The sequence below is a fragment of the Lentzea kentuckyensis genome, assembly GCF_002150765.1.
In the GTDB taxonomy this organism is placed as follows: Bacteria; Actinomycetota; Actinomycetes; order Mycobacteriales; family Pseudonocardiaceae; genus Lentzea; species Lentzea kentuckyensis.
This window is the reverse complement of record NZ_MUYM01000054.1, coordinates 80,403-100,676: the sequence shown is the minus strand read 5'-3', so window position 1 is coordinate 100,676 and position 20,274 is coordinate 80,403. Positions and strand designations below refer to the sequence as shown.

The following is a 20,274-nucleotide window of genomic DNA, read 5'->3' as shown; positions in this document are numbered from 1 at the left end:
CGACGCCGGCGGACACCACACAGGCGCTAGTGCCTAGTAGGTTGTCGCGGCCTAGTTGTGCTCCCGGTTGTGGATGAAGGGACCCTTCATCCACCTCAGGTCGATGAAGGGTCCCTTCATCCACGGGGCAAGCGCTAGAACTAAGCCGCGACGCGGTGCTAGTGGGCGGCGTCGTCCCAGGAGCGGCCCACGCCGACCGAGACCTCCAGCGGGACCTGCAACGGGTAGGCGTTGCCCATCTGGTCGCGGACCAGGGCCTCCACGGCCTCGCGCTCGCCGTCGGCGATCTCGAGGACCAGTTCGTCGTGGACCTGCAGGAGCATCCGCGACCGCAGGCCGGACGACTCCAGCGCGCGGTAGACGCCGAGCATGGCCACCTTGATGATGTCCGCGGCGCTGCCCTGGATCGGCGCGTTGAGGGCCATGCGTTCGGCCATCTCGCGGCGCTGGCGGTTGTCCGAGGTGAGGTCCGGCAGGTAGCGGCGGCGGCCCAGGACGGTTTCGGTGTAGCCGTCCTTGCGGGCCTTCTCGACGATCTCGTTGAGGTAGTCGCGCACGCCGCCGAAGCGGGAGAAGTAGGCCTCCATCTGCTCGCGGGCCTCTTCGGTCGGGATGCGGAGCTGCTGCGACAGCCCGAACACCGACAGGCCGTACGCGAGGCCGTACGACATGGCCTTGATGCGGCGGCGCATCTCGCCCGTCACCTCGGCGGTGGGGATCGAGAACGCCTGCGAGGCAACGTAGGTGTGCAGGTCCTCGCCGCTGTTGAAGGCCGCGATCAGGCCCTCGTCGCCGGACAGCGTGGCCATGATCCGCATCTCGATCTGGCTGTAGTCCGCGGTCATCAGCTCGGAGTAGCCCGCGCCGACGACGAAGGCCTGGCGGATGCGGCGGCCCTCGTCCGTGCGGATCGGGATGTTCTGCAGGTTCGGGTCCGTGGAGGACAGTCGGCCGGTGGCGGCGATGGTCTGGTGGAACGTGGTGTGGATGCGCCCGTCGTCGGCGACCGACTTCAGCAGGCCGTCCACAGTGGACTTCAGCCGGGTGACGTCGCGGTGCGAGAGCAGGTGCTGCAGGAACGGGTGCTCGGTCTGCTCGAACAGGTTCTGCAGCGCGTCCGCGTCCGTGGTGTAACCGGTCTTGGTCTTCTTCGTCTTCGGCATCTTCAGCTCTTCGAAGAGAACCGTCTGCAGCTGCTTCGGGCTGCCGAGGTTGATCTCCTTGCCGATCACCGAGTACGCGTCCTGCGCCGCCTGCTTCACGCCGGCCGCGAAATGCGCCTCCAGCTCCGAGAGGTGCTCGACGTCGATGGCGATGCCGACGGCCTCCACCTCGTCGAGCACGTTCATCAGCGGCAGCTCGAGGTTCGCCAGCAGGTCGGCGCCGCCGATGGTCACCAGTTCGGTGTCCAGGCGGTCGGCGAGCTCGGCCACGGCCCGTGCGCGCAGGATCGTGCTGGTGGCGACCTTCTGCGCCTCTTCGGACTCGTCGGCGAGCAACGACAGCTGGCCGTCGCCGGACTCCTCGGCGCGCAGCTCGCGCTTGAGGTAGCGCAACGCGAGGTCGTCCAGGGCGAACGAACGCTGGCCGGGCCGCACCAGGTACGCGGCGAGCGCCGTGTCCGAGGACAGGCCGCGCAGCTTCCACCCGCGGGCGCGCACGCGACGCAGCGGCAGCTTCAGGTCGTGGCCCGCCTTGGCGACGCCCTCGTCCGCCAGCCAGGCCGCCAGCGCCTGCTCGTCGGCCTCGTTGAGCTCGGTGACGTCGACGTACCCGCCCTCACCGTCGGCCGCGCAGAGGGCGACGCCCTCCAGGTCGGTCGTGATGCGCAGGGCCACGCCGACGCGGGTCTTGCGCGCGTTCTGGTCGAGCCACTTCGCGAGCGTGCCGGCGGGGATCGCGCCACCGGAGACCTCGAAGCCCTCCTCGGCCTCGGGCTCCGCGGCCGTCAGGGTCTGGAACAGACGGTCGCGCAGGACGCGGAACTCCAGCTCGTCGAACAGCGCGTGCACGGCGTCGCGGTCCCACGCCTGCGCCTCGAGGCCGTCGATCGTGTACGGCAGCTCGACGTCCTTGATCAGCTCCGTGAGCTGACGGTTCATGATGATGTTCGCCAGGTTGCCGCGCAGCGCCTCGCCGACCTTGCCCGGCACCTCGTCGACGCGGTCGACCAGCTCGTTGAGCCCGCCGAACTGGTTGAGCAGCTTGATGATCGTCTTCGGGCCCACGCCCGGCGTGTTCGGCAGGTTGTCCGAGGAGTCGCCGCGCACCGCCGCGTAGTCGGCGTACTGGTCGGGCCGCACGCCGTGCTTCTCCTCGACGTACGCGGGGTTGAACCGGCCCATCTCCGAGACGCCCTTGACCGGGTACAGCACCGTGACCTGGTCGTTGACCAGCTGGAACGCGTCGCGGTCGCCGGTGACGATCTCCACCTCGAAGCCCTGCTCCACGGCCTGCGTGGTCAGGGTCGCGATGATGTCGTCCGCCTCGTAGTTCTCCTTCTCCATGGTGGGGACCCGGAGCGTGGCGAGCACGTCCTTGATCAGGGAGACCTGGCTGCGGAACTCGTCCGGCGTCTTGGAGCGACCGGCCTTGTACTCGGGGTACTGCTCGGAGCGGAAGGTCTTGCGGGACACGTCGAACGCCACCGCCACGTGCGTCGGCTTCTCGTCGCGCAGGATGTTGATCAACATGGACGTGAACCCGTACACGGCGTTCGTGACCTGGCCCGTCTTCGTCACGAAGTTCTCTGCGGGCAGGGCGTAGAACGCTCGGTAGGCCATCGAGTGACCGTCGATGAGCAGGAGCCGCTTCACGTCTGAGGTAGTCACGAGCCCGAGTCTAGGGTGGGGGTCTGACAGTTTTGCTTGAGCCCTTGGAGCGCGCGTGACCCCCGACCTGCCCGTCGAGTTCGCCGAGGAACAGCTGCATGTCCGGATGGGCATCGAAATCACCCAATGGGATGTCCAGGAGATGATCGGCACCATGCCGGTCAAGGGCAACAGGCAACCGTTCGGCCTGCTGCACGGCGGCGCGAACGCGGTCCTCGCCGAGCAGCTGGGCTCCCTCGGATCCGCGATGCACGCCGCTCAGTTCGGCTCGATCGCGGTCGGACTCGAACTGTCCTGCACCCACCACCGCGCCGCGCGCGAGGGCCTCGTCACCGGCGTGGCGCGCCCCATCCACCTCGGCCGCAGCACCACGACGTACGAGATCGTCGTGACCGATGAGGACGGCAAGCGCACCTGCACCGCCCGCCTCACGTGCATCCTGCGGGCGAAGGCACCTGGAGCCTGAACACTGGGGTGAACCACACCCCATCTCTGCGGTCAGCCCCAGTGTCCAACCAAGATCACCTCGACATCGTTGAGGCATGACCTTCACGACCCGGCTGACAGCAGCGGTCCTGTGCGGCGTCGTGGTCGCGGCCTCGGTCCCGGCCACCGCCTCCGCACACACGACCCGCGGCGAACTCCTCGACGTCGTCCCGGTGTCCACCATGGACACCAGCCAGTTGGTCACTTATCTGGGGGACCACAGCCTGGACGCCTCGCGCGTCCGCTTCGCCGTGGACGCGAAGCGCATCACCTACCGCACCATCGACCCGTTCGGAAAACCGACGACGGCGAGTGCCCTGATCGCCTTACCGCGCAACGGGAGCCGAACGCCCCGCCAAGCCGCCTGGCTGCACGGCACCACCGGCTACCGCGGCTCGGTCGCCTCGGTGGCGGACGGCAACGACCGCGCCGCGGCCCTGCTGTTCGCCTCAGCCGGCTTCCTGACCACGGCCCCTGACTACCTGGGTCTGGGCACCGGCCCCGGCCACCACCCGTACGTCGACGCCCCGTCCACCGTCACGGCCTCGGTGGACGCCTTGCGCGCGGCCCGCGAGTTCGCCGCGTGGAGAGGTTTACGTCCCGACCCGCGAGTGATGATCACCGGCCACTCGCAGGGCGGTCACGCCACCATGGCTCTCGGCCAGGCCCTGCAGTCCGGCGCCGACCCGCGCCTGAAGGTGGGCGGTCTCGCGCCCATCGGCGGCCCGTTCAAGCCGAGCTTGCTGGTCGCCAAAGCGACGAAGGACGAGATCTCGAACGGCGTCGCGTACATGGCGTACTGGACGGTGGCGTGGAACCGGCTCCACCACCTCTACGACAGCCCGGCCGAGGCCTTCCGCGACCCGTCGATCGAGACGCTCTTCGACGGCGAGCACCGCAACGAGGAGATCTTCCCGCACCTGCCCGCGACCATGGCGGAACTACTGACTGCCGACTACCTCGACCGCGTCCAGCACCCGACGGGCGTCCTGCGCGCGAAACTGCGCCAGGCGGACGGCTACTGCGACTGGCGCCCCGCGGTCCCGGTGACCATCTACTCGTCCGCCGGCGACAAGGACACCCTGCTCGAAACGTCCGCCTACTGCGACCAACGCCTGAAACGGCACCACGCCGAGTCCACGCTGATCGACCTGGGCGCGGACGTGAACCACGGCAGAGCCGCGAAGCTCGCCCTGCCCCGCATCCTGGCCGATTTCGACCGCGGGTGAACGAAAGCGGGGCGGAGGACAATCCCTCCGCCCCGCTCCCACAACAACTGAATCAGTGAGCTTCGCCCAGGTACGCCTCACGCACTCGCGGCGAGGCGAGCAGCTCGTGCCCCGGACCGTCCAAAGTGGTCTTGCCGAGGTCGATCACGTACCCGTGGTCCGACAACGCCAGAGCCGCCAGCGCGTTCTGCTCCACCAGCAGAATGGTGGTGCCGAGCGACTGCAGCTCCTTGATGGTGTCGAAGATCCGCTGCGTCATGATCGGCGACAGACCCATCGAGGGCTCGTCGAGCATCAGCAGGCGGGGCTTGGACATCATCGCGCGCCCGATGGCCAGCATCTGCTGCTCACCACCGGAGAAGAGCCCGGCCTTGTTGTGCCGCCGCTCCCCCAGCACGGGGAAGAGGTCGTACACGCGCTGCATGTCGGCCTCGATGCCGTCGTCCTTGCGGACGTAGGCACCGAGCTGCAGGTTCTCCTCCACGGTCATCCGCGGGAAGAGCCGGCGGCCCTCGGGGCAGTGGGCGATGCCCTCACCGAGGATCGCGTGCGCCGGGTCGCTGTGGATCGGCTTGCCCTGGAACAGGATCTCGCCGGACGCCGGCCGCAGCAGACCCGAGATGGTGCGCAGGGTCGTGGTCTTGCCCGCACCGTTCGAGCCGATCAGCGACACGATCTGGCCGGCCTCGACGGTGAACGAGATGTCGCGGACAGCTTCGATGGCACCGTAGGCGACCGAAAGGTTGCGGACTTCGAGCAGCGCGGTCATGCCTGCTCCTCCTCAGCAGAAGCAGCGGCGGCCTCGACCTCGTGCTGGACTTCCTCCGGCGGCTTGCCGAGGTAGGCCTCGACCACCCGCGGGTCCGCCCGCACGACCTCGGGGCTGCCCTCGACGAGCAGTTCGCCCTGCACGAGCACGGAAACCGAGTCGCACAGCCCGAAGATGAACTTGATGTCGTGCTCGATGACGACGACCGACACACCCGTCTCGCGGATGCGGAAGATCAGCTGCTGCGTCGCTTCCGTCTCCTGCGGGTTCATGCCGGCCGTGGGCTCGTCCAGCAGCAGCACCGCCGGGTCCGTCGCCAACGCGCGCGCGATCTCCAGACGGCGCTGGTCGCCGTACGGGAGGTTGCGCGAGAGCTCGTCGTCCAGGTTGTTCAGACCGACGAACGCGAGCAGCTCCCGCGACCGGTCCCTGGCCGCCTTCTCACCGCGGTGGTAGGCGGGGCCGTGGAACAGCGAGGCCAGCGGGCCCTGCTTCATCCGCACGTGCCGGCCGACCATCACGTTCTCCAGCACGGTCATGCTGGGGAACAGGCGGATGTTCTGGAACGTGCGGGCGACGCCCGCGTCCGTCACCTGGGCCGGGTCGCCGGGCAGGATGTTGCCCTTGAGCAACACCTGGCCCGTGGTCGGCGTGTAGAGACCCGTCAGGCAGTTGAAGAACGTGGTCTTCCCCGCGCCGTTCGGGCCGATCAGGCCGACGATCTTGCCTTCGTCGAGCGTCAGGGTGACGCCCTTCAACGCCTTGAGGCCACCGAAGACCATCGAGACGTCACGCGCCTCCAATACGGGCGTGCTCATGCCTTCTTCGCCTCCACGTGCGCCTCTTCGGCGTTCTCATCAGCGCGCTCGATCATCTCAGCGCGCCTGTGCGCATCGGGGATCAGGCCGACCGGCCGGAACCGCATGATCAGGATCAGCGCGAGGCCGAAGATCATGAGGCGGTAGTCCTCGAAGTCGCGCAGCTTCTCGGGCAGCACGAACAGCAGCGCGGCACCGAGCACGGCGCCGGGGATCGACCCCATGCCGCCGAGGATGACCGCGGCGAGCAGCGTGACCGACTCGAGGAACTTGAACGACTCGTACGAAACCGTGCCGTTCTTGTGCGCGAACACCGCGCCCGCGAGACCCGCGAGGGTGGCACCGATGAGGAACGCGAGGATCTTCATCTTGCCGGTGCGGATGCCCATCGCGCGGGCCGCGTCCTCGTCCTCGCGGATCGCGATCCAGGCGCGGCCGATGCGGCTGAACTTGAGGTTCGCGAACACCGCCATCGTCGCGGCGACGAGCAGCACGATGAGGACGTAGTAGAGGACACCGGCGGGCAGCTTCACCGCGCCGATGGAGATCGACTTGTTGAACTCGTTGCCGAACAGCGACAGCGGCGGGATGCCCGGGATGGCGTTGGAGCCGTTGGTGATGCCACCGATGTTGTTCTGCGCGGAGCGGGTGAAGATCTCACCGAACGCCAGCGTCACGATCGCCAGGTAGTCACCGCGCACCCGCAGCGTCGGCGAACCGACGATGGCACCGAAGATGCCGGCCACGACCGCTGCGGCGACCGCGGCGACCGGGAACGGCAGGGTGATGCCGAAGTGCGCCGTGGCGGCACCGGAGAAGTTCGCCGCCACGAGGGCACCGATACCCATGAACGCCACGTACCCGAGGTCGAGCAGACCCGCGAGACCGACGACGATGTTCAGGCCGATCGCGGTGGCGGCGTAGATGCCGATGTTCGCCGCGACCGTCATCCAGTACTCGTTGCCGGCGTCGGTGAACGGCAGCAGCAGCGCGCACGCCGCCAGCACGATCACGCTGAACACGCGGTGCTGCTCGGACAGGGCCGAGAGCCAGCGGATGAACCCGACACCGCTCAGCGCGCCGAGCAGACCGCCCGCGAACCCGAGGAACGCCAGGAAGATCGCGCCCGCGTACGGGTTCGAGGAGCCGACGCCACCGGTGGTCAGCATCGCGGCGACGGCGTACAGCACCGCACCGAACGACACCAGCAGCACCAGGTACGCGACCGGCGTGGAGACCTTGAACTTCCACTCGCCCACCGGCTCGATGCCGATGCCGTAGCCCGCCAGGATCGCCAGCACGCCGGCGATCAGGCCGACGACGCTGCCGAACGCCGTGGCACCGTCGAGCGCCGTGATGGCGGCGAGCCCACCGCCCTTGACCGTGATGTACGCGGCGTTGATGAACGACACGACGGTGAGGCCCCAGCCGAGCGCACGGACGACCCTGCCCTTGGACGGGACCGGCGCGAACGCCGCGACCAGGATGAGGACGCCGAGCAGCAGGACGTGCCAGCGGAAGCCGGTGACGGCGAACGGCGCGTCGAAGAACTGCAGCGTCGACTTGTCCGGCCAGTTGCCGTCGTTGAGGCTGAACGTGACCCACGGCAGCAGGGCCGCGACGATACCCAGGACACCACCGGCGGCCGCGAACGGCTTGCCCAGCGGCGCGAGTGCGGAACGCTTCTCGACGGGAGCCGTCGTGGCGGGAGTGGACACAGTGCTCGTGCTCATGCGCGCACCCTTTCCGGCTCACCGAACAGACCCTGCGGGCGGAAGACGAGCACGAGGATCAGCACGACGAAGATCCACACGTAGTCGTACTGGGTGCCGCCCGGCATGTACTGGCCGGCCACGGTCTTGATCAGACCGATGATGAACGCGCCGATGACCGCGCCGCGAATGCTGCCGACACCGCCCAGGACAGCCGCCGTGAAGGCGAAGATGCCGGTCTGGAAGCCCATGTCGATGTTGATGTTGTTCAGGTAACCGCCGTACATGATGCCGGCGACACCGGCGAGCACAGCGCCGAAGACGAACGTCAGCACGATCACGCGGTCGGGGTTGACGCCCATGAGCTTCGCGGTGTCGGGGTCCTGCGCGGTCGCGCGCATCGCCCGGCCCATTCGCGACTTGTTGATGTAGGTCTGCAGGACGACCGCGAGGCCCACCGAGAGCAGGACGAGCATCACACCGGTCCACGACACGTTGATCGGGCCGAGCGTCAGGTTGCCCTCGGGAAAGACCTTCGGGTACGGCAGGTTCGACTTCGCGTTCGGGTAGAAGACGCGCACAGCCTCCTGCAGGAACACGGACACGCCGAGCGCTGTGATCAGCGGGGCCAGCCGGGGCGCGTTGCGCAGCGGCCGGTAGGCGAACCGTTCCATGATCACGGCGACGAGGACCGCCACCACGATGCCGCCGGCGAACATGAGCGGCAGGGCCACGGCAGGCGACTTCTTGAGGTCGTCAGGAAGAAGCGTGAACGTGGCGAGGCCTCCGTACGAGGCCACCATGAACACCTCGCCGTGGGCGAAGTTGATCAGCTGGATGATGCCGTACACCATGGTGTACCCGAGTGCGATCAGGGCGATCAACGCGCCCTGGATCACCCCGTTGGCCAGCTGTTGGAGCAGGATTGACACGACTACCTCCGTAAACGGCGGGGGCGAGCAAACAACGCCCGCCCCCGCCGTGGCTTCAATCAGTTACCAGGTAGTCGATCAGCCGGTGAACTCGCCGGTCTGAACGTCCTTCCACTTGCCAGAGGTGACCGAGTAGACGGTCAGCACCTTGTTCGTGCTGTCGCCGTACTGGTCGAACTTGACCTCACCGGTGGCACCGGAACCGCTGTAGGAGCCGACGTTGGTCAGCATCGAGTCGCGCTTCGACTCGTCCCACGCGGCACCGCCGTCGAGGGTCTTGGCCAGCGCACCGATGATGGCGTTCGCGGCGTCGTAGGAGAACGCACCGTAGGCGGCGTAGTCCTCCTTGCCGAACTTCTTCTTGTACGCGTCGACGAACGCCTTGGCCGTGGCCAGGGACTCGGTCGGCGCGCCGACGGAGGTGGCGAGGTCGCCTTCCTTACCGCCGAGCTCGATGAACTTCGGGTCGAAGATGCCGTCGCCGCCCATCAGCGGAACGTTCAGGCCCGCGCTCGCCATCTGCTTCGACAGCGGGCCGGCGGCCGGGTACTCACCGCCGTAGTAGACGGCTTCCGGGGCGAGCGCCTTGACCTTGGCGATGACGCCGGAGAAGTCGGTGTCCTTCTCGCCGACCGTCTCCTGGCCGACGATCTGGCCGCCCTTCTTCACGACCTGCTTCGACAGCTCGGCCGCGAGGCCCGCGCCGTAGGTCTTGCCGTCGGTGACGATGGCGATCTTCTTCTTGCCGGCCTTCTCGACGAGGTAGTTGGCCGCGAACGGGCCCTGCAGGTCGTCGGTGGCGCAGACGCGGAAGTAGTTGTCGAACTGGCGCTTCGGGGCGGTCAGGAAGTCGTTGCCCCTGGTCAGCGTCGGGTTCGTGTTGGCGGGCGACACCTGGGGGATCTTCTTGTCCCGCAGGATCGGCTGCACCGTCTGGGCGACCGACGAGTTCAGCGTGCCGACGACGCCGACGACGTTCGGGTCGGTCGACAGCTTGGTGGCCGCCTGGGCACCCTTGGCGGGGTTCGCCTCGTCGTCCTGGGCCGACACGGTCAGCTTGTAGCCCTTGACCGTGCACTTCTGGTTGGCCTCGTCCACGGCGAGCTCGGCGGACTGCTTGATGCCGATGCCGAGAGCGGACAGGTTGCCGGACAGCGGGGCGACTACACCGACGGTCAAGGTGCCCTTCGACGTGTCGCAGCTGCCCCCCGCGGTGCCGCCTTCTTCCTTGTTCGAGCCACAGGCTGCGACGACGAGCAGCGTGGCGCCGACAATCGCAGCGGACTTCACAGAGTGCTTACGCACGTGATGTCCCTCCTATATCCCTGCTCCCGGCAACGCGAGTTCTCCGCGCACCGCTCCTTCACCCTCTCCTGAGGGATGGCCGGAACCTAGGCGATGACTGTGACCCCAGTCATCAAAGCCAATGGGCTCGTGACCATAACGCAACGCGGCGTTATGTTTCACTTAAGCAATGTCACATACCGTAACCTCCGTTCACTCTTTGGACGGCTGCCATAACGTGGACGTATGACTCCGCGTCGTCGGGTGATCGCAGCCGTTGGCGCCGCCGCCGTGCTCGTCGCCGCGGTGATGGTTCTGCGCGAGACCGATGACGCGACGAAGAAGCCCAGCTCACAGGCCGTTCGGCTGACGAAGTACGCGGCGGATTTCGTCAAGTTGCCGTCTCAGCCGGCGCCGCTCAACGCACCGTCCTCCGTATGGAGCAGTGACGGCAGAACCCAATGGGTGCCAGTGACCGGCGCGTCCGGGTACGAGGTCTTCGGCAGGCTTGTCGCGTCGCCCGAGATCGCGGGCTCCGGAAAGGCCGACGTGCGGGCCGTGGACGCGTTCGGCCAGCGCTCCCTGGCCGCCAGAGCAGAGGAACGTCCTGCTGACGACGGGTGGCGCCGGGCGGTCGGCGGCTGGCTGGACGACTTCGACGACACGTTCCTGGAACGCCGCTACCACCTGAGCGGGCGACCCGGCTGTGTGAACCCCAGCTCCGGCTCGGGCGGCCGACTGGTGATCGACATGCCGTGCGGGAACGACACGGCCGTGTTGCGCGCACGAACGTTGCTTCAACTGAACGACTCGGACGAACTGGGCCGGGTGGCCGTCGTGACGGACGCCGCCGGGCCGCGCGGGAAGCTCGTGCTCGACCTGGTGCCGGGAACACCGGATCGCGTCGGACCCATACCTCCTGCTGATGCGATTCGGGTCGTGGTGGACGACTCCGTGCTGCCCGGTATCCGCGGCGCGGGCGTTCTGCATCGATTCGAAGTAGTGCTCACACGTAACGGTGTGCGCGTTCTACAAGACAACGCGCAGATCGCCACTTCACCAGTTGTGCCGAAATGGCGTGAGGCGAGCGTGCTCATCAGCATGACCCCGCCGCCCAGCTATCCGGGACGTGTGGAGGTCGACGCGGTCGGTATCACCGGGCCCCTTCAGTCCGTGCCTGAGGTGACCGAGACACCGATCGTGGCGGGGACGTTGCGCGTGCTGGAGCCCGATGAGGAGGCGCCGGGCATTGGCACAGCGCGCGCACCGTTGCGTGGCGCTTCTTCAGCGAGAGTGCGAGCAACGGTGCGTCTTGGCGACGGTGGTGATCCGAACGGCCTGGTCGCGCAGCTCGGTTCGGCGCGGGTGCCGTTGCGGCCGGTGGTGAGCGGCTGGTCCGGGGCGGAGGACGGCGAGCTGACCGTGGCCGGTGACGTGCCGGCCGAGCTGCTCGGGCCGGCCGGGCCCGACGCGTTGTCGCCGTTCGTGCTGCGTATGCCCGGTGCGTCGCAGGCCCAGGTGCTGGAGAGCTACCTGGAGGTGCCGGGACGGTCGGAGGTGAAGCTGGCGAACGCGCCGGACGAGCCGGCGCCCGTGCTGCCCGTGATGACGGCTGAGTTCATCCGTGTGACCCCGAACGACGCGACACTGGCGATCACCCTCGACGCCGCTCACGCGCGATCAGTGGCGCCGCTGGCGGGCATTGAGGTGTACGTGGACAGCGGCCACGTCGCGACCATGCCGATGCCGGGCGGTGTCGGCGGCCGGCACGAGCTGGAGATCTCGCTCAAGGGCAGCCACAACGTCGAAGTCCGCCTGCGCCCCGAGGATCCGGGGCGGCAGACGGACTCCGTATGGCTCGAACTCAGCCGAAGTTCTCGATGACGGCCTCCGCGACGGCCTTCATCGTCGTGCGGCGATCCATGGCGGTGCGCTGCACCCACCGGAACGCCTCCGGCTCGCTCAGACCCTGCTTGGTCATGAGCACGCCCTTGGCCCGTTCCACGACCTTGCGCGTCTCCAGGCGTTCGGTGAGCCCGGCGACCTCCTGTTCGAGCGCCGCGAGCTCGCTGAACCGGCTCATGGCCAGCTCGATCGCGGGCACCAGGTCCCGCTTGGCGAACGGCTTGACCAGGTAGGCCATCGCACCGGCGTCACGGGCGCGTTCGACCAGATCGCGCTGGCTGAACGCGGTGAGGATCACGACCGGTGCGATCCGGTTGCCCGCGATCTGCTGAGCGGCCTCGATCCCGTCGACCTTGGGCATCTTCACGTCCAGGATCACCAGGTCGGGGTTGAGCTCGGTCGCGAGCTTGATGGCCTCTTCGCCATCTGCGGCCTCGCCCGCCACGTCGTAGCCCTCTTCGCGCAGCATCTCGACGAGGTCGAGACGGATGAGCGCCTCGTCCTCGGCGACGAGCACACGAGGGGCCTTGCGCGTGGCTTCGGCTTGGGCCTCGGCAGCCTGCTGGGTCACCGGGGTCCTCCTGACGATCGTTCCTGCGTGCGAAAGGGCAGTCTACCGGCGGGCAGGCCCCTGATCAGGCTCACCGGCCGTGACGGCAGACACGAACTCCTCGGGCCACGGATAGGTCCGCATGCCCTCCTCGACGTCCTGCCCAGGTGCCTCGGCGCGCCGGAGCGTGATGTCGAGGGTCGTGCCGAACTGCGGATGGGCCAGCTTCCGGGCGATCTCGCTCTCCTGCGGCCCGCCCGGCCACTCGACGAACCACCCTGTTCCCAGCGGAAGTGCTCGCAGCCAGCTCGCGTCATGCCACAGGTGTACCCGGCGCAGTAGAGCGCTCCCAGTGGCCGCTTCGGCGATCGCCTCATCGTTGCCGCCGCCGTCGAGGTGCTCCACGCCGCGGAACTCGTGCATCCAGCGCACGTAACGCATGCCGAGGTCCCAAGCGTTCTCGTCGACACCGACCAGGACGACACCGGCGTCGCCCGTGGTCAGCTCGGCCGACCGCCGGTACTGCCGGTGCGCGAGTCCCGCGACGCCCATGCCGAAACCGGCCTCGGTGCGCGGCAGCAGTTCGAACAGCAACGGACCGAGAGCCCGGTCGCTCAGGTGCAGCTTGAGGGTCTCGCCCGGTTCCACGGTCCGGAACGCGTGGGCGGGCCTGATGATGCTCGCGGGCGGCATCAGCTGGAGCATGCTGGCCGCGGTGCAGCCCGCGAGCAGCACCTTGGCTTCCAGCTGCCGCTGTGCCTCGGTGGTCGCATCGGGCAACAGGTCACCGTCGCGGACGGCTGGAACCGCCTGGGACAGGTTCTCGCCCGTGTAGGCGCGCCGCAGATCGGCGAGCTGGTCCGTGGTGGACAGACGTGCCATGACAGCAGTCCTCGTTTCCGCCGCCCGGCTCGGCACGACAAGGACGCATGTACACGCGTCTACGTGGTCGGTTCGCTTCGGTGAGCAGGAGTTGCTGAACACTGCGGCGGAACGTGCCACTCACTGCCGGGGAGCGGCTCCAGCCTCACGTCTGCTCGACGCCACGGACCACGTTACCGGACCCGCGCACCCGATTTTCCTAGTCGGCGCCCACGATCAGCTTGTACTTGACGTCGACTTCCTTGCCGTCCGCCGACCCGCGGATCACCAGCTCGCGCTCACCGGACGGCGGCGGGGTGATCCACGCGTACAGGCCGCAGCCGACCGAGTTGATCCGCCCGACCTGGGAGCCGAACGGGTTGCCCGCACGGGCCTCGTAGGTGAACGGCGTGGCGGACACTCTCGTCAACGCCTGCGTGGAGCCGTCCAGCAGCACCTCGCCCTGCGCGCTCTTCATGAACGTCTCACAGCTGGCGACGTCACTCGCGAGGTTCACGACGGGCGCGAGCAGCGGCTTGGCGGCGGGAACCCGGCACTGCCGCTCGACCGGCCCGTTGCCGAGGGACCCGGCGAGCAACCAGACCTCGACGGGCTGCTCGCGCATGCAGAAGCGCCCGGAGGTGTCGGAAACGGGATTGGTGTTCGCCGGCTGGGAGGCCCACGTCCACCAGCGCGCCTGGAACTCGCCCGGCGCCAGCTTGTCCGAAGTGGACGTTCGGGGTGCCTCGGGTGGGGCCGCCAGCTGCGCGTTGCCTCCACAGCCGGCGAGCAGAACAACTAAGAACAGCAGGACTTTCCTCACTGGTTCTCGCGTCCCTTGCGTCGTTGTTCCTCCGCGCGCTCACGGCAGCGGCGCAGGAACTCCTCGTCGTCGTCAGGATTGGTGGCCGCGAACCGCCCCGGCCGGTTGTACTCGGGAAAAGCAGATGCTTCACGTTCGTACGCACCGAAGCGCGCGCGTCCGGTCCCCACCACCGGACGGCCCGCCACGAACCACGCGATCGAGCCCACCAACGGGAACAGCAAGACCAAAAGAAGCCACAACATCTTCGGCAGATTGCGAACTGAGCCTTCGTCGGTCGTGATCACGTCCACGACAGCGAAGATCGTCAGACACAACATCACCACTCCGAACAGCCCACCGAAGTACAGCATCTCCAACCCCCAGGTCGTGCGGTCGCGCACATAGTGACACAAGGGGGTATGTCATGAACATGGTTCAGTCGTCAATCATCTGGAGACCATTTCACGAGTTGGCGAATCCCCGACAAATCAAAGTTGACACATCTCATTAACACACCCATTCCGCCCCGCCTTTCCCGGAACGGCGCCGACACCGGCGTACCTCCTGGTAGTAGTACTACCCCAGATGGAATCGCCCTGGTCAACCGGGGGTGCACGCGCTGCGGACAACCGTTCGCTCACTCAGCTGAACGGGCCTGCCATCATGGTCCAACCCGATCAGCCATTTCACCCCAGAGGGTGAATCCGCGCGGCGCCGAGCCGAATTGCACACAGACGCCACACCGCCGTCGCCCGAGGTTCGGGCCGGTCGAATCCATGAGCTGTACGAAGAAATGTGAATTCGTCGAGCCCTCCCCCGGCCGGGCCCTGCCGCGGTGAGGCGGGCTGACGCTGAGCACCAGACCTGCTGCACACCCGTTGCCGCAGCGATAAGCGAGCCTTAGCGTCGGGCTCATGTCCAAGGGTGCCGAGAGGCTGCTGGAAGTGCTGGCCGCGCACGGCGTCGAGGTCGTGTTCGGCCTGCCCGGCGTGCACAACCTCGCCATCTGGGAGGCGCTGCGGAAGCACCCCGGCATCCGCATGATCGGGGTGCGGCACGAGCAGACGGCCGTGTACGCGGCGGACGGCTACGCGCGGGCGACCGGCAGGCTCGGTGTGGCGGTGGTGACGACCGGGCCAGGGGCGGCGAACACGCTCGGTGCCACGGGTGAGGCGTGGGCGTCCGGCAGTCCGGTGCTGGTGATCGCCACGGACATCCCGTCCACGCTCCGGCAGCCCGGGGTCTATCGGGGTGTGTTGCACGAGACGCGGGACCAGAAGGCGATGTTCGGGCCGGTTACCAAGGCGGCGTTCGACGTGCCGGCGGCAGGCGAACTGGCGGCGTTCACCGACAAGGCGGTGCAACAGGCCGTGCGGAGCCCACACGGGCCCGTTTATCTCGGTGTGCCAACGGATTTCCTGTCCGCCGAGGTGGCCGGCCACGCGCCGGCGAAGGTGCCACAGACCCATGTCGTCCCGGACCTTTCCGAGGCCGAAGCGCTGATCGACCGGGCCGAGCGGCCGCTGATCTGGGTCGGTGGTGGCGCCGCGCGGTCGGGGGCCGGGGTGGCGGTGGGGGCGCTGGCGGCCAGGTTGCAGGCACCGGTGGTCACCACTTATGGCGCGCGCGGGCTGGTCGACAGTCCTTGGGTGGTGCGGGGACCGGTGCACGCGCCACCCGTGGGGAAGTTGTGGGACGACGCCGATCTGGTCATCGCGATCGGCACCGACTTCGACGGCATGATGACGCAGAACTGGTTGCAGCCGAAGCCGCGCAACCTCGTGGCCGTCAACATCGACAAGGCCGAGGCGAACAAGAACTACCCCGCCGACGTCACGATCGAAGGTGACGCGGCCGCGGTCACCGCCGCGCTCGCGACCGGGGTCGCGGGCAAGGACGCCGCGGTGGACGTCGAAGCGGTCAACGCGGAAGTGCGTGCGTTGGCCGAAGCGGATTCGTCGGAAGCTGTGCAGTTGCTGCGGGCGTTGGAGGGCACCGACGCGACGATCGTCGCCGACATGTGCATCCCCGGGTACTGGATCGGCGGCTTCCACCACGTCACCAAGCCGCGCGGGCTGGCCTACCCGGTCGGGTGGGGGACGCTCGGGTTCGGGTTTCCGGCGGCGCTCGGGGCGGCCGTCGCCGGGCGGACGATCGCGGTCGTGGGAGACGGCGGGTTCCTGTTCGCGTGCGGGGATCTCGCGACGCTCAAGCAGGAGGGGCTGCCGTTGACGATCGTGCTCGTCGACGACGGCGGGTACGGGATGCTCCGGTACGACCAGCAGGTCGCGAACCACGCCATCAGCGGGGTGGACCTGACGAGGCCCGACTTCGCGAAGCTCGCGGAGAGCTTCGGGATTCCGGCGATCACGCTCGACGGCTTCGACGGACTCCGGGACGCGCTGGCCAGTGCGGCGGGGCCCGGCATGATCGTGGTCAACGCGGGACTGAAACCGCCGATCAACACCTCACCGCGCTGGTACCGGAAAACCGCCACCTGATCATCCACCCGCTGGGTACCGTCCGCCCATGAGGCGTGGGCTGGGGATGGTGCTCGCTGTGCAGGCGGTGGTGCTGACCGCGTTGTCGGGCCGGTACGGGTTCCACCGGGACGAGCTCTACTTCATGGCCGCCGGCGACCGGCCCGCGTGGGGCTACGTCGACCAGCCACCGATCACGCCGATCCTCGCCGACATCTCGACCGAGCTGTTCGGCAGGACGCCCACGGGACTGCGCGTCGTGGCGACGTTGATGGCGCTCGCGACGACCGTCGTGGTCGCGCTCGTCGCCAGGGAACTCGGTGGTGGCGCGGTGTTCGCCGCGGCCGCGTCGGCCACCGGGTCGTACGTGCTCGCGGTGGACCACATGCTGTCGACGGCGACGCTGGACCTGTTGGTGTGGACGCTGATCGGGTACTTCACGATCAGGCTGCTCAAGTCGAAGGACGGGCGGTGGTGGCTCGCGATCGGCGCGACCATCGGGGTTGGACTCGCGAACAAGTGGTTGCTGCTGCTGTTGGTCGCGGCGCTGGCGATCTCGTTGCTGATCACCGGTCCGCGTGACGTGTTCCGCACGTGGTGGCTGCCCGCAGGGATCGCGGTCGGCATGGTGATCGCGGCACCGGTGGTGGCGTGGCAGGCGTTGCACGACTTCCCCTTGCTCACGGTCGCCCAGGGCATCAGCGAGGACGACGGCCTGGAGAACCGCGTCATGTTCGTGCCGATGCAGTTCCTGCTGCTGTCGCCGTTGCTGGTGCCGGTGTGGGTGATCGGGTTCCGGAACCTCTGGCGCGACAGGACGTTGCGCTCCGTCGCACTGGCCTACCCGGTGCTGTGCGCGCTCACGTTGATCACCGGCGGCAAGCCGTACTACGCGGTGTCGTTGTTGCTCGTGCTGGTGGCGGCCGGCGCGCGGCAGGCCCAGGAATGGTTGTTGCGCCGCAAGGTGACCGGCGCCGTGCTGGTGGTCTCGAGCGTGGTGCCCGCGGTGGTCGTCTCGCTGCCGGTGCTGCCGAGGGAGGCGATCGGGCCGATCCTCGCCCTCAACCAGGAGCCCGGCGAACAGGTCGGCTGGAACGAGTTCGCCGCCACCGTCGAGAAGGCGTACTGGGAGAACAACCGGCCGGTCGTGATCGCCCGCAACTACGGCCAGGCGGGCGCGATCGAGACCTTCACGCCGATCCAGGTCTATTCCGGCCACATGTCGTTCTACGACTGGGGACCGCCCCAGACGTCGAACAAGAACGTGTTGCTCGTCGGCTTCAACGCGCCGCCGTTCACCGGGTGCAAGCGCGTCGCACAGCACCGCAACGTCATCGAGAACGACGAGGACGGCACGGAGATCTGGGCGTGTACGGCGCCAACGCAGTCGTGGGACGAAATCTGGCCTCAGCTACGCCGTTACTACTGAGACTGACACACTCGCCCGGTGACTCGAACCTGGCCCGCGAACCTCGCCACGGACGAAAGCGTGCTCGCCTGGGAGTTCCTGGACTTCCTGCGCAGGACGGCCGTGCTGAAGGTCGACGGGCTCACCCGCGACCAGGCCGCGACGGCCCCGATCGCCACGTCGCCGAAACTGACCGCGCTCGGTGTGCTCAAGCATCTCGTTGCGGTGGAACGGTATTGGCTGTGCATCGCGGGCGCGGGGCTGGACCTGCCGTCGTTGTGGGAGGGCGACCCGGACCCGTCGTGGGACCTCACGGCCGAGGACACGCCTGAGTCGTTGCTCCAGGCGTACCGCGAGGAGTGGACCAACGCAGAGGCGTTGAAGCAGCGCAAGCCCGGTGACAGCGCGGCGGACGAGAAGTTCACCGTCCGGTGGATCCTGGCCCACGTGGCCCAGGAAACCGCGCGGCACGTGGGGCATCTGGATCTGCTCCGCGAACTCGCGGACGGCCGGACCGGCGAGTAGCCGGACGCCCTCAGACCTCGCCCGGCCACAGCGGTGCGAGCGGCACGACCACGCCGTCGAGTGCGTTGTCGACAATGGCGCCGGCCAGCGGCATCAACGTCGCGCGTGACCACAGGAGGCGTTCGCGCAGCGCCGGGAGCGCCAGTGCGGCAGCAGCCTGTTCGATCACCTCCTGACGGTCGTGGTGCAGGCACCCGAGCAACGCCTCGCTGGCGCCGCCGATCTGCACGCCCGACTTCGCCAGCCGGCGGACGGCTGCCGCCGCCTGGGTCCGGACCCACCACTTCACGTCGCGCAGGCGGCCGACGACCGGCGGGAGCGCGGCCGGGTCGGCGGTGTCGCCGAGCGCGATCACCGCGATCTGGCGGCGGGTGGCCTGCCAATGCGTCGCGTCCGGCGTGACGCGGGCGACCGGGTTCGCGTTGCGCAGCCTGGTGATGCCGTAGAGCCACATCCACGGACTGCGGTAGACCTCCTGGCCCAGCCACCGGCGGACCGGCCCGTCCGTCTCGGCGTAGAAATACCGGAGCGCGTATTCCGGGTCGCGGTCAGGATCGCGTTCCGCGAGCACCCGGCACAGCAGCGGGCGAACCTCGCCCGCATCGTCGAGCGCGTCGAGGATCATTTCCTCGACGCCCGGTCCGGCGTTGTCGATCAAATGTCTGATGTGCGCGCGCTGATCCGGTGAACCCCAGTCCCCGATCCCAGCCAGCGCCCCATCGCTGCTGAGTTCCCCCATTTCTCCATCATGGCCGAGATATGTAGCCGCCCACGGCGTTTTGGCAAACTTCCTGGAGAGCGTTTACCGCGTCCCGCAACAACGGGTTGGTATTCGCGGTGCGGTGGACGACGTGCACATGCCTGCGCAACGGCTTGCTGCGCAACGGCATCGCGTGCGTGCCCGGCAACCCCTTGTAACCGAGCGCGGGCACCAGAGCGACACCGACGCCTGCTGCCACGAGTGACTGCACGACCTCGTAGTCGTTGCTTCGGAAAACAATTTTTGGCGCGAACCCGGAAGCGGCGCACAAGCGCGTGAGACAGGTGGCTCCGGAGGTGCCATCCCGGGACGCGATCCAGCGTTCGTCCTTGAGATCTTCGAGTTTGACGTTGTTTTTCGCGGCTGGATGCTCGGCCGGCACCATGACCAGGAGAGATTCGTCCAGCAACGGCACCACGGTCAGTTCTTCCGGCCACGTCTGCGGCACGAGGTCGTAGGCGTAGACCAGCGCGAGGTCGAGCTCGCCGGTCAGCACGAGCGGCAGCACGTCGTCCGGCTCGGCCTCGTCCAGGCGGATCTCGGCGCCGGGCAGGTCCGCCGACAGCTTCGCCAGCGCCTTGGGCACGACCCGCGAGCTCGCCGTGGGGAACGTGCCGATCCGCAGGCGCCCGCGCAGCCCCTGCACCATCGCCTTGACCTCGTGCTCGAAGCCGTCGAACGCGGCGAGCAGCTCGCCGCCGCGGTCGGCGATCAGCAACGCGGCGCTGGCCGGCCTGATCGAGTGCGCCTCACGTTCGAAGAGCGTCACGCCGACGGCGCGTTCGAACGCCGAGATCTGCTGCGAGACGGCCGACGACGTGTAGCCGAGGCGGCGGGCCGCCTCGGCGAACGAGCCGGCCTTCACGACCTCGACGAGCGTGCGGAGATGGACCGGGTTGAGCACCAGGTCAGCTTATGC

At 68.1% G+C, this 20,274-nt stretch carries 18 protein-coding genes; 6 read left to right on the top strand and 12 right to left on the bottom strand.

Annotation, left to right across the window (positions count from 1 at the left end):
* Positions 1-158: 158 nt before the first annotated feature.
* Positions 159-2,783, bottom strand: a complete 2,625-nt coding sequence (gene polA / locus B0F77_RS24770) for a DNA polymerase I (protein WP_245848598.1) — start codon at positions 2,781-2,783, stop codon at positions 159-161.
* 154 nt (positions 2,784-2,937) lie between these two features.
* Between polA and B0F77_RS24765 the strand changes: the two genes are divergently transcribed.
* On the top strand, positions 2,938-3,297 hold the full coding sequence (locus tag B0F77_RS24765) for a hotdog fold thioesterase (RefSeq protein WP_086665359.1): 360 nt from the start codon (positions 2,938-2,940) through the stop codon (positions 3,295-3,297).
* Positions 3,298-3,373: 76 nt separating this feature from the next.
* Complete coding sequence (locus B0F77_RS24760) at positions 3,374-4,546, top strand: lipase family protein (protein ID WP_211293990.1); 1,173 nt, start codon at positions 3,374-3,376, stop codon at positions 4,544-4,546.
* Positions 4,547-4,598: 52 nt separating this feature from the next.
* Here B0F77_RS24760 and B0F77_RS24755 read toward each other — a convergent pair whose 3' ends face one another.
* From B0F77_RS24755 to B0F77_RS24735, 5 genes are all read right to left on the bottom strand, one after another.
* The gene (locus tag B0F77_RS24755) at positions 4,599-5,315 is read right to left on the bottom strand and encodes an ABC transporter ATP-binding protein (protein ID WP_086665358.1); all 717 of its coding nucleotides are present in this window, start codon (positions 5,313-5,315) and stop codon (positions 4,599-4,601) included.
* Positions 5,312-6,133: an ABC transporter ATP-binding protein gene (locus B0F77_RS24750; protein WP_086665357.1), complete on the bottom strand. Its 822-nt coding sequence runs from the start codon at positions 6,131-6,133 to the stop codon at positions 5,312-5,314. The genes B0F77_RS24755 and B0F77_RS24750 overlap by 4 nt, the downstream gene beginning before the upstream one ends.
* Complete coding sequence (locus B0F77_RS24745; RefSeq protein WP_086665356.1) at positions 6,130-7,866, bottom strand: branched-chain amino acid ABC transporter permease; 1,737 nt, start codon at positions 7,864-7,866, stop codon at positions 6,130-6,132. The genes B0F77_RS24750 and B0F77_RS24745 overlap by 4 nt, the downstream gene beginning before the upstream one ends.
* Positions 7,863-8,777 (bottom strand): branched-chain amino acid ABC transporter permease, encoded by a 915-nt coding sequence (locus tag B0F77_RS24740; protein WP_086665355.1) that lies wholly within the window; start codon positions 8,775-8,777, stop codon positions 7,863-7,865. Before B0F77_RS24740 ends, B0F77_RS24745 begins: the two co-directional genes overlap by 4 nt.
* Positions 8,778-8,855: 78 nt before the next feature.
* Positions 8,856-10,082 carry a branched-chain amino acid ABC transporter substrate-binding protein gene (locus tag B0F77_RS24735; protein WP_086665354.1) on the bottom strand — a complete coding sequence of 409 codons (1,227 nt, stop codon included), beginning with the start codon at positions 10,080-10,082 and terminating at the stop codon, positions 8,856-8,858.
* A gap of 225 nt (positions 10,083-10,307) precedes the next feature.
* On the opposite strand from B0F77_RS24735, the gene B0F77_RS24730 reads away from it, so the two are divergent.
* On the top strand, positions 10,308-11,945 hold the full coding sequence (locus tag B0F77_RS24730; protein ID WP_143466888.1) for a hypothetical protein: 1,638 nt from the start codon (positions 10,308-10,310) through the stop codon (positions 11,943-11,945).
* Here B0F77_RS24730 and B0F77_RS24725 read toward each other — a convergent pair.
* The 4 genes from B0F77_RS24725 to B0F77_RS24710 form a co-directional block, all read right to left on the bottom strand.
* Positions 11,926-12,537, bottom strand: a complete 612-nt coding sequence (locus B0F77_RS24725) for an ANTAR domain-containing response regulator (protein ID WP_086665352.1) — start codon at positions 12,535-12,537, stop codon at positions 11,926-11,928. The two genes, B0F77_RS24730 and B0F77_RS24725, sit on opposite strands and share 20 nt — an antisense overlap.
* 42 nt (positions 12,538-12,579) lie before the next feature.
* The gene (locus tag B0F77_RS24720; RefSeq protein WP_086665351.1) at positions 12,580-13,398 is read right to left on the bottom strand and encodes a hypothetical protein; all 819 of its coding nucleotides are present in this window, start codon (positions 13,396-13,398) and stop codon (positions 12,580-12,582) included.
* A gap of 199 nt (positions 13,399-13,597) precedes the next feature.
* Entirely contained in the window at positions 13,598-14,200 is a 603-nt protein-coding gene (locus B0F77_RS24715) for a hypothetical protein (protein WP_086665350.1), read from the bottom strand.
* The gene (locus tag B0F77_RS24710) at positions 14,197-14,553 is read right to left on the bottom strand and encodes a PLDc N-terminal domain-containing protein (protein WP_086665395.1); all 357 of its coding nucleotides are present in this window, start codon (positions 14,551-14,553) and stop codon (positions 14,197-14,199) included. Before B0F77_RS24710 ends, B0F77_RS24715 begins: the two co-directional genes overlap by 4 nt.
* 543 nt (positions 14,554-15,096) lie before the next feature.
* Between B0F77_RS24710 and B0F77_RS24705 the strand changes: the two genes are divergently transcribed.
* The 3 genes from B0F77_RS24705 to B0F77_RS24695 are packed head-to-tail and all read left to right on the top strand — an operon-like array spanning position 15,097 to position 18,595.
* Entirely contained in the window at positions 15,097-16,683 is a 1,587-nt protein-coding gene (locus tag B0F77_RS24705; protein ID WP_086665349.1) for a thiamine pyrophosphate-binding protein, read from the top strand.
* A 28-nt stretch (positions 16,684-16,711) separates the two neighbouring features.
* On the top strand, positions 16,712-18,091 hold the full coding sequence (locus B0F77_RS24700) for an ArnT family glycosyltransferase (protein WP_086665348.1): 1,380 nt from the start codon (positions 16,712-16,714) through the stop codon (positions 18,089-18,091).
* Positions 18,092-18,109: 18 nt separating this feature from the next.
* Entirely contained in the window at positions 18,110-18,595 is a 486-nt protein-coding gene (locus B0F77_RS24695; RefSeq protein ID WP_086665347.1) for a DinB family protein, read from the top strand.
* A 10-nt stretch (positions 18,596-18,605) separates the two neighbouring features.
* Here B0F77_RS24695 and B0F77_RS24690 read toward each other — a convergent pair whose 3' ends face one another.
* Together B0F77_RS24690 and B0F77_RS24685 are read right to left on the bottom strand one after the other, a co-directional pair.
* Complete coding sequence (locus B0F77_RS24690; protein ID WP_086665346.1) at positions 18,606-19,334, bottom strand: HEAT repeat domain-containing protein; 729 nt, start codon at positions 19,332-19,334, stop codon at positions 18,606-18,608.
* 7 nt (positions 19,335-19,341) lie between these two features.
* The gene (locus B0F77_RS24685; protein ID WP_086665345.1) at positions 19,342-20,259 is read right to left on the bottom strand and encodes a LysR family transcriptional regulator; all 918 of its coding nucleotides are present in this window, start codon (positions 20,257-20,259) and stop codon (positions 19,342-19,344) included.
* Positions 20,260-20,274 lie beyond the last annotated feature (15 nt).